General features: G+C 31.6%; 10 protein-coding genes. 1 reads left to right on the plus strand and 9 read right to left on the minus strand.

From position 1 onward, the window contains the following. Window positions 1-365 precede the first annotated feature (365 nt). Window positions 366-1,967 carry a glycoside hydrolase family 10-like protein gene (locus CN514_RS19235; protein WP_098233982.1) on the plus strand — a complete coding sequence of 534 codons (1,602 nt, stop codon included), beginning with the start codon at window positions 366-368 and terminating at the stop codon, window positions 1,965-1,967. Window positions 1,968-2,032: 65 nt separating this feature from the next. On the opposite strand, the gene recQ is transcribed toward CN514_RS19235, so the two are convergent. From recQ to CN514_RS19280, 9 genes are all read right to left on the minus strand, one after another. After that, on the minus strand, window positions 2,033-4,144 hold the full coding sequence (gene recQ / locus CN514_RS19240; RefSeq protein ID WP_098233983.1) for a DNA helicase RecQ: 2,112 nt from the start codon (window positions 4,142-4,144) through the stop codon (window positions 2,033-2,035). A gap of 41 nt (window positions 4,145-4,185) precedes the next feature. Next, a complete protein-coding gene (locus CN514_RS19245; protein WP_098233984.1) occupies window positions 4,186-4,626 on the minus strand; it encodes a YaiI/YqxD family protein in 441 nt (146 codons plus the stop codon). After that, window positions 4,627-5,325 (minus strand): pseudouridine synthase, encoded by a 699-nt coding sequence (locus tag CN514_RS19250; protein ID WP_098233985.1) that lies wholly within the window; start codon window positions 5,323-5,325, stop codon window positions 4,627-4,629. 91 nt (window positions 5,326-5,416) lie between these two features. Then, complete coding sequence (locus tag CN514_RS19255; protein WP_098233986.1) at window positions 5,417-5,911, minus strand: ankyrin repeat domain-containing protein; 495 nt, start codon at window positions 5,909-5,911, stop codon at window positions 5,417-5,419. Window positions 5,912-5,913: 2 nt separating this feature from the next. Further along, complete coding sequence (locus CN514_RS19260; RefSeq protein ID WP_098233987.1) at window positions 5,914-6,858, minus strand: 5-oxoprolinase subunit C family protein; 945 nt, start codon at window positions 6,856-6,858, stop codon at window positions 5,914-5,916. A gap of 4 nt (window positions 6,859-6,862) precedes the next feature. Continuing rightward, entirely contained in the window at window positions 6,863-7,618 is a 756-nt protein-coding gene (locus CN514_RS19265) for a 5-oxoprolinase subunit PxpA (RefSeq protein WP_098233991.1), read from the minus strand. Continuing rightward, complete coding sequence (gene pxpB / locus CN514_RS19270) at window positions 7,608-8,351, minus strand: 5-oxoprolinase subunit PxpB (RefSeq protein ID WP_098233988.1); 744 nt, start codon at window positions 8,349-8,351, stop codon at window positions 7,608-7,610. The genes CN514_RS19265 and pxpB overlap by 11 nt, the downstream gene beginning before the upstream one ends. Then, window positions 8,344-8,961, minus strand: a complete 618-nt coding sequence (locus tag CN514_RS19275; protein ID WP_353652084.1) for a pyroglutamyl-peptidase I — start codon at window positions 8,959-8,961, stop codon at window positions 8,344-8,346. Before CN514_RS19275 ends, pxpB begins: the two co-directional genes overlap by 8 nt. A 284-nt stretch (window positions 8,962-9,245) precedes the next feature. Beyond that, window positions 9,246-10,202 carry a LacI family DNA-binding transcriptional regulator gene (locus tag CN514_RS19280; protein ID WP_098233990.1) on the minus strand — a complete coding sequence of 319 codons (957 nt, stop codon included), beginning with the start codon at window positions 10,200-10,202 and terminating at the stop codon, window positions 9,246-9,248. Window positions 10,203-10,288 lie beyond the last annotated feature (86 nt).

Below are 10,288 nucleotides of genomic sequence, written 5' to 3' on the forward strand. Positions count from 1 at the left end.
TGCATCTAATTTATTAATATTATTTGCAATTAATTGACTTATTTTCAAATTATTATCCTCTCTTGTCTCGTGAAATTTGAATAAATTATGTATGCTCTTTCCTTCTATGACCTTTAATGTATGCAATTATACTTACAATCAATATTTTACCAATTTAAGACAATCCAAGCTATAGATCGTGAATGATTAAATGATTTATATTTGAGGCTTTTCACAAAAATATCAAACATACCGAAATTTAATTTCTTAATTTTTTATATTTTTTTGAAATTTTATTTCAAAAATGATAGACAATACTTTCCATTTTTGGTAGTTTTATATTATGTAAGCGCTACTAATTTAATAGAAAGTCAGGTGGAACACTTATGAAGAAAAGAAAACTTGGAAAATATGCGATTGCTGCGACAGTAGGCGCATCTCTATTATTTCAACAAATTCAAAATGTTCATGCTGAAACTACTTCACAGTACTCAGTCCCGCCTAAGCATGAGCTGCGTGCTGCTTGGATTGCATCTGTTACAAACATAGATTGGCCATCAGCTACTGGCTTGTCTGAAATGCAACAAAAATCAGAGTTTATTAAACTATTAGATGATGTGGAAAAAATGGGAATGAATTCAGTTGTTGTCCAAATTAAGCCAACCGCTGATGCTTTTTATCCTTCTGATTATGGACCATGGTCTAAATACTTAACTGGTACACAAGGTAAGGATCCAGGCTATGATCCGCTTGCATTTATGGTTAAAGAAGCACATAAACGTAATATTGAATTTCATGCTTGGTTTAATCCGTATCGTATTACAATGCCACGAACAGCACCAGGAGATGCTACTTTAGAGGATTTAAATACTTTAGCAGAAAATCATCCTGCAAGAAAACATCCAGAATGGGTAATTCCATATGGAAAGCAATTATATTTTGATCCGGGTAATCCTGATGCACGTCAATTTATTATTGATGGGATTATGGAAGTTGTAAAAAAATATGATATTGATGCAGTACATTTGGATGATTATTTTTATCCATATCGTATCGCAGGTCAAGAATTTCCAGATCAATCTTCATACGAAAAATATGGTAAACAAAAGTTTGCTAATATTGAAGATTGGCGACGAGACAATGTAAATCAGTTTGTAAAAGTTCTTCATAATTCTATAAAAAAAGAAAAATCTTATGTAAAATTTGGAATTAGTCCTTTTGGAGTTTGGCGGAACATCGCAAAAGACCCTACTGGTTCAAACACTACTGCAGGTCAAACAAATTATGATGATTTATTTGCTGATACAAGAGAATGGATTAATAAAGAATACATTGATTATATTACGCCTCAAATCTATTGGAATATAGGATTTGAAGCCGCTGCATATGATACATTAGCAAATTGGTGGACAAAGGAAGTAAAAGGTAAGAATGTTGATTTATATATTGGACAAGCCGATTACAAAATTAATGCTAACAATGAGGCATGGGCTCTACCTGACGAATTACCAAAACAAATTGCATTAAATCGTACAATTCCTGAAATCAAAGGAAGTATGCATTTTTCAATTAAAGATTTAAATCGAAATCCACTTGGTATTAAAGATCGCTTAAGTCAAGACTTATATAGGACAAAGGCATTAATTCCTTCTATGCCATGGTTAGATGACCAAGCTCCAAATAAACCAAAATTCGAAAACGCTCTTCGTACTAAAGATGGAATCCAACTTACTTTGAATACCCATCCTAAAGATCAAGATGTTGCATATTATGTTGTATACCGTTTTGATGGATTACATAAAGAAAGTATTGATGATCCAAGAAACATTTTAAATACCGTCCGCAAATCAGAAAATGGCAAAACAACATATTTAGATACAACAGCAAATATAGATAAAGACTACATGTATGAAATAACTGCTGTAGATCGACTTCATAATGAAAGTAAAGAAAGTAATCAATTAAAGGTTAAAGCTAGTAAGAAATAGATAAAATAAAGAGCTTCCCATTCAAAATAGGAAGCTCTTTATACTTTTAGTGCAAAAAGTTTATATTATGTTACAGATTTCATAATTACTGCTTTAATCATAAAATAACTAATTTCAGAAGGTAATTCATCTTTTATAGGTCGAAGTTTTTCACTTCCGACTGAATTAATGACTTCTTTAATTTGTTTTTCAATATCAAAAGGCACTACTTCAGCCCAATCAAACTGATCATCTTCCATTGCGCTTTGCAGAATATGATTTTCAACAGTAGTCGTATTTAATCCTCTCTCTTTTGCAATTTCAGAAATAGTAAGTCCGTTTTGATAAGACTCGTATGATATTTTGTGTGAAGGTACTTTATTAATAGTTGTCACTTTTGGTTTTGTTGTCTCTACTTCAATATTGTTTTCTTCTTTATACTTCTTGATTACTTCTATAAATTGCTTACCAAATTTTTGTTGTTTTTGCAATCCGACTCCTTTTGCTTGTAGGAATTCTTCATCAGTTGTAGGGAGCAATTTACATAAATCTCGTAAAGTACTATCTGAAAATACGACAAAAGGTGGTACTCCAAGTTCAGTAGCAATTTCTTTACGTAAACTTCGTAGTTGATCAAATAAATCATTATCAACGTGTGTAATTTCAGTAACTTGGATCTCTTCTTTTTTCATTACGTTTATTTTATTTAAAAGTACTTCTCTTCCCCTATTTGTTACAGTTAACAATGGGAATTTACCGCTAGTAACGCCAATAAATTGTTCCGATGTTAAATAATCAATTAAATCACCAACACTTTTTAATGTACGGGTTTTGAATAAACCGTAGGTCGTTAAAGTATGAAAATTTAAGTCTATTAATTTTTTATTCATTGATCCTGTTAGTACTGATGCAACCATTGTTTTACCAAATCTTTCGCCCATTCGAATAATGCATGATAAAACGATTTGAGCATCAATTGTAATGTCTATTGAAGTTCTTTGATCAATACAATTACTACATTTACCACAGGAGTGATTAGTTTCATCCCCAAAGTATTTTAAAATAAATGCCTGTAAACATGTTTCGCAATAACTGTAATCCTTCATTGATTGTAGTTTTGAAATTTCTTGTTTTAGACGATTATGTTCAAAAGTAGATTGTTCAATTAAAAATCTTTGTATTTGAACATCTTGAGCAGTAAAAAGTAAAATGCATTCACTTTCTAATCCATCTCGTCCTGCTCTTCCAGCCTCTTGATAATAGCTTTCCATATTTTTAGGCATTTGGTAATGGATTACGTATCTAACATTACTCTTGTCAATTCCCATACCAAATGCATTCGTAGCGACCATTACATTAATATTATCTTGTAAAAATGCATCTTGTTGTTTTGAACGTTCTGCATCGCTTAAACCTGCATGATATTTACCGACAGAAATGCCTTGATTTTTTAATTTATTCGTAACATTATCTACTTCTTTTCTAGTTGCGGCGTAAATAATACCTGATTCGTTTTTATTTTGTTTTATGTAATTACAAATATAATCTAATCGGTTTTGACCTCTAATGACTTTAAATGACAAATTCTCTCTTTCAAAGCCTGTAATGATTGTCGTTTCCTCAATTATTCCTAATTGATTACAAATATCAGATTTTACTTGAGGAGTTGCCGTTGCAGTAAGTGCCAATATTGTTGGGTTCGTAGGCAATTCTTGTATTAAGTTTTTTATACGTAAGTAACTTGGTCTAAAATCATGTCCCCATGACGATATACAGTGTGCTTCATCTACTGCTACTAGTAAGATCGGCAATCTTTTTAATTCATTAATAAAGCTTTCTGATTCTAATCGTTCAGGTGCAACATATAGAATTTTGTATTCACCATAACTTAAATCCATCATTCTTTCATTAACTTCATTATAAGAAAGTGAACTATTAATAAACGTGGAAGGAATACCTACTTGATGCAATGCATCTACCTGGTCTTTCATTAAAGAGATTAAAGGAGAAATGACGAGGGTAACTCCTTGGAGAATTGTCGCTGGAATTTGATAACAGATCGACTTTCCACCACCTGTAGGCATAATACCAGCTGTGTGCTTTCCTAATAAAACTCGTTCAATAATTTGTTCTTGTCCAGCTCTAAAATTTTCATATCCAAAATACTTTTTTAAATTTTCTCTTGCAAATGTTAACATGCTTGCCTCCTTTTTTATTTTATTTGTACCATTCTATTTTACTATAAAGAAATTGAAGAAAGTAATTTTCTTAAGCCGTTTTCAAAATTTTCATTATCAAGCTTCTGACGTTTTTTTGGTCCCTTTACTCGTCCACCTGCATTTCGAATTTTCTTTGAAACATATCGAGTATGTAAAAGTGAATCGATATTTTCATTTGTATATTGAAAACCGTTTTGATTTAATACGTAAGCTTGCTTTGATAAAACCATTGCAGCAAGACCATAATCTTGAGTAATTACGAGATCTCCGTTTACAACTCGATTTACTAAAGCAAAATCAACTGCATCCGCACCTTGTGAAACAACGATCGTTTCAGCGCCCTCTCTTTGCATTATATGTGCAGTATCACATAATAAAAGAACGTTGATCTTAAATTCTGCTGCAATTTTAATTGTTTCTGAAACTACTGGACAGCCATCTGCATCAATTAAAATTTTCATTTATTCTTCCTCTTTCAATTGTTCTTTTAAATTAACTAATTCGTTATCTGTTAATTTTCTACATTTACCTATTTCTAGATTTTCCAAATGGATATTCATAATTCGAATTCTCTTTAATTTAATCACTTTAAATCCAAAACTTTTTGCCATTTTCCGAATTTGACGATTTAAGCCTTGCGTTAAAATAATACGGAATGTATATGCATGTATTTTTTCAACTTTACATTTTTTAGTTAAAACTGTTCCTATAAGTACCCCATTTGACATGCCATTAATAAAATCTTCATTAATTGGTTGATCGACTGTGACCATATATTCTTTTTCATGTCCATGTTTGCTATGTAATATTTTATGTGCAATAGGTCCGTCGTTTGTAAGGATGATTAATCCTTCAGAATCTTTATCTAATCTACCTATTGGAAAAATTCTCTTTGGATAATTGACAAAATCAATTATATTTCCTTCTACAGTTTGTAACCCTGTACAAGTAATCCCTACTGGTTTATTTAGAATAATATATTCTTTTTCACTCGTTAAGTAAATCACTTCATCATTTACTTCAACTAGATCGTCTTCTTCTACTATGCTGTTTTTTTCAGCAGTTAGTCCGTTAATTTTAACCTGTCCCGAAGCAACCAATCGTTCTGCTGCTCTTCTAGAACAATATCCTGATGCGCTAATATAAACATTAATTCTCAATACTTATTCCTCTTTTACTAGTCTTTCTTTTATCATAACAAAAAGTGCTGTGACATAACAGTCATCACAACACTACGGATTAATCATAAAGTTACTCTTTTATAAAATTGATAAACTCTGTATTACCACGCTCTTCAGCAATTTCAATAGGAGTTTTACTAGAATTATTCGTTTTAATTTCAGCACCGTTTTTTAACAAAAGTTCAGCAATAGTGGCATTTCCTTCAAATGCTGCGATATGTAATGGAGTGTGACCTTCACTGTCTTTAATATTTGGATTTGCTCCATTAGTTAAAAGAAAATCGATCACTTCTATTGACTTAGCACCTGCAATTGCTGCATGTAGAGCTGTATTTTGTGGAATGAATGAAAGCTTTGAGTGAGAAAGAGCATTGATTTGTGCACCATTTTTTACTAAAGTTTTTACAACTTCATATTGACCGTAATGTGCTGCGATTCCAAGTAATGTTAACCCATGCTCATTTTCTTCGTGAATCAAATTTGGCTGTTCACTTATTAACTCTATTACAATTTCATTTTCGCCTTTTTCCGTCGCATCAAATAATTTTGTAAGTAAATTTTCCATAGTTATCTCTCCTTATTTCTACATTCAATTTGTAAATAGTTTAAAAATAACTGAAGCTTTTTATTTAAAATTCTTGCCTCATCTACATCAACTGGTAATAATTGAATTGTATTTCCTTGTTGCATTTGTACAAGTTTCCAAAGGTCTGAATAAATTATTGTACCTAATGTTGCATATCCGCCTGTAGTTTGGGAGTCTGCTAGTAAGATAATTGGTTGGCCAGTTGGTAGTACTTGAATCGTTCCAAAAGTTGTGCCTTCTGATAGAATATTTGAATCAAACGGTTCTAAATTAGCATATTTTGAACTTAAATACATTCCCATTCTATTAAACGTACCAATCGTAAGAGGTTCAGATAATATTTGTGATTTTATCTGGTGAGGTATTTTCTCAAAATGACTACTTTTTATAAAATGAACCAAATTATGGCTAGGATAGATTGGAATATACTCATGTTTTAGTCCATTTTTCACTAGTTTATAAGAAGATCTTGAACCATAAATTATTGTACCTTTATTAGGAATTAATCCAAGAGTAGCAGGCTCATACGATGACTGACTTTCGAAATGAGATTCACTTGAAATTCCGCCAGGTACGGATATATATGAATAAATACCAGTATTTCCCCCGTTAAAAGTCAAAATCTCTCCTTTTGCTATGTCGATTATTTTATTCATCTCAACGAATTTACCGTTTATTGTAGGATTCAAATTTCCACCTGTTATGACGATTGAAAATTGATTTAATGCTTTTAGGACAGTACCACCAATCGCAATTTCGATACTAGCTGCATTTAATTTATTTCCTAGTAATAGATTTCCAATTTGATAAGCTAATTTGTCCATAGCACCAGAAACAGGTATTCCTAAATGTCTAAATCCATTCCTACCATTATCTTGAATGGAAATAGATACACCTCTTTGTAAAACTTCAAAAAACTCTTTCAAAGTATTACGCTCCTATTGACTTAACAAGTACATTATTTTCACTAAATACCTTACGTAATTCCATCGCTAATTTAATTGAAATTTCTGAATCACTATGTATACAAACGGTATCAGCTTGAATTGGAATATCTTTACCTGAAATTGTTGATACGGTTTTGGTTATTACTATTTGAAGAGCCTGATTAATGGCATCTTTCGTATTGTGATGAACCGAGTTTAATTGATTACGAGGTACCAATAAACCATCATCACCATATGCTCGATCTGCAAATACTTCCGAAGAAAAAGGAATATTCATTTCGATCGCTGCTTCTTTTAATTTGCTATTTGCTAATCCAAATAATGTTAGTGAAGAATCGAAGTCTTTCATTGCTTTTGTAATCGCTAAAGCGAGCTTCAAATTTTTAGCTGCCATATTATAAAGAGCACCATGAGGTTTTAAATGATGAAGTTCAACTCGGTTTACTTTGCATACCGAATAAAGTGCACCAATCTGATAGAGAACTATTTTATAAATTTCATCCTCACTGAAATTCATTTCTCTTCTACCAAAACCAAGTAAATCAGGAAAACTTGGATGCGCTCCAATTGATAAATTATACTGTTTTGCTAATTTTACTGTTTCATAAATTACAAACGGATCTCCTGCATGATATCCACAAGCGATATTGGCTGAAGTAATATGTGGCATAATTTGCTCATCATTTATTTTGTAATTCCCAAAACTTTCACCTAAATCACAGTTTAAATCAATATGAATCAATTAAACGCACTTCCTTTTTAATTGAATAGATGTCCTCTTTCACTTGCTGTTCAATCTGAATAAATTCCTCGATATTAATCTCAAAAAATTTCACTAAATCTCCAGGTTTAAAGTTTTCTGTGCCATTATTTTCCGTTGAAAATATTGAAATTGGCGTACGTCCAATAATATTCCAACCACCTGGGGATTCAAAAGGATAAATCCCTGTTTGATTTCCGGCAATCCCAACCGAACCCTTTAAAACTGTTTTTGGTTTTATTAGTCTTGGAGTTGATAGTTTAGGGTTTAATCCGCCAAGATAAGGAAACCCAGGTATAAAACCTATCATATAAATGGGATACATTTTTTCTAGATAAAGTTGTACTACATCTTCAGTTTTTAGTTTATTATGCTCTGCTACTTTTTGAAGTTCGGTCCCAAAAGTGGAACTAAAACAAAGTGGAATTTCATAAATTATACGCTCTCTGTTAATTTTAGAACGATTAAAACGATTAAAATGCAACTTTATTTCTTGGTTTATTTCCTCGTATGAAAAGTTAATTGAATCATAAAAAATCGTAATGGAATGATAAGATGGTACGACTGCTGCTATTTTCGTCATTAATTTTGTTTTTAGATATTCTGAGAAAGCATGTACTAGATTATTTGTTTCCATTGAAATCGAATCACCTAAATAACATACTATGCCAGAGCAACCTAGCGGAAAAATATCCAATTTAGTGCTAGTCATTTAAACCAATCACTTCAATTGCAAGCTTAATAGCATCTGTCAAATCAGTTTGCGACCAACTTGGCAGCTTCTGATCAATTACAGCCATTTCATGTGAAGCTGGAATATGAATAAAGCCACTCGGTATTTGCTTGTTTATTTTTTTAAATTCATTAAGCATTTGATACATAACATTATTACACAAATAAGTACCTGCAGAATTGGATATTTCAGCTGGAAATTTGTGATTGTTTAATTCATTAACAATCTTTTGAATTGGAAGTGTAGTAAATAGTCCATCCGGGCCTTCTGGATCAATTTTAGCCCCTGTATATTTATTCCCTCTATTATCGGCTGCACCATCATTGCAATTTATGGCGATCCGTTCTGGCGTTATTTTATATCTACCACCTGCTAATCCTAATGAGATAACTGCCGATGGGTTATACGAATGAAACAATTTTATTAACTCATTACCCGCTGTACTGAATTCAACAGGTAAAACTGCCCCGATAATTTGAAACCCTCCAACCTCTTGATTATTTAACTCTTTCACAATTTCTTCTGTAGGATTAATTGAAAAGTTCAGAAAAGGTTCAAAACCTGTTAACAATAATGTGTTCAAAAGCATTCAGTCCTTTGGTAGAATTTATATAGTTCTATATTTCGACAAAGTCAGTTTAATTTCCTGTCATATTAGTAAAAGAGGTTGAATTCCAAAGTATGTTCTTTTTAAATTAGGTCAACTGTTCAATATTGACTATTAAAAACTGTTTTTTTTTTCGTTTGTGGCCTACTATTACGGTATGTGAAATTTTTTGGAATTAGACATAAAAAAAGAGACTTAAACCTCTCTTTTTAAGAGAAATTTAAGTCTCTTTAAGAAAAACTTAAGTTTCTGATATAATTTTCTTCTTAAGAAGAACCTCCAACAGTTAATGAAACTTCAATTTTCTTATTCTCAACAACTTCGTTAGATATGAGTTTCAATAAATTTTTAGCCGCTAATGAACCCCAATCAAATGTAGAATAGGATACTGTACTTAATCTTGGTGTAACATATTGTGATAATTCAATATTATCAAAACCTACAATAAATACATCTTTACCTACTTTGTAATCTGTATCTTCTAGGTAGTTATAGATCCCAATTGCCATTTCATCGTTTAGACAGAATATTGCACTTGGCTCATTATAGTTTGAAAAGATTTGTTTTGCTGCTAACTCTCCTGAATCTTTTATGAAATTTCCACCGATTTCAATTAATTCAATTTCAGGATAATTTGCTAATTCTTCTCTAACACCTTCCATACGTTTAATTGAATCGTATGATCCCTCTGGCCCTGTTACAGCATATACTTTTTTGACATCATTTTTAAGAAGTTCTTTAATCGCTAACTTAGCTCCACCATTATTATCTAATAGAACTCCTTTAATATTATTGTGTTGTAATTCTCGATCCATCACTACCATTTTATAATTTTTTTCAGCATAATCTAATAGTTCTTCATCTGAAAAAGCCTGATCTAAAATGATTCCACCATCAATTACTTTTTCAAGTAAAAGTCGATGTGATTGTACACCAGAACAAGCAATTAATTCATACCCTTTGTCGTTTAAAGCTTGTCTCATTCCTCTTAATAGTGGTCCGTAAAAATAACCTCCATAATCAGCCAAGAATACCCCAATAATTTTTGTTTCTTTAACCTTTAACATCCTTGCCGCTGCATTAGGAACATAACCTAATCTATTTGCAATCTTCATGATTCTGCTTCGAGTTTCTTCTGTTACTTTTGGACTTCCATTTAATGCATATGACACCGTTGAAATGGAAACTCCAGCTTCTTTGGCAATATCTTTTATTCCCGCCATCCCATATCCTCCATTCTATGTATACCAAAAAGCCATTTTTTCTATTTTTTCTTTTATTACATTTAGTTTAAAAGTATATGAATTAG

The sequence above is a fragment of the Bacillus sp. AFS001701 genome, assembly GCF_002559405.1.
Lineage (GTDB): Bacteria > Bacillota > Bacilli > Bacillales > Bacillaceae_G > Gottfriedia.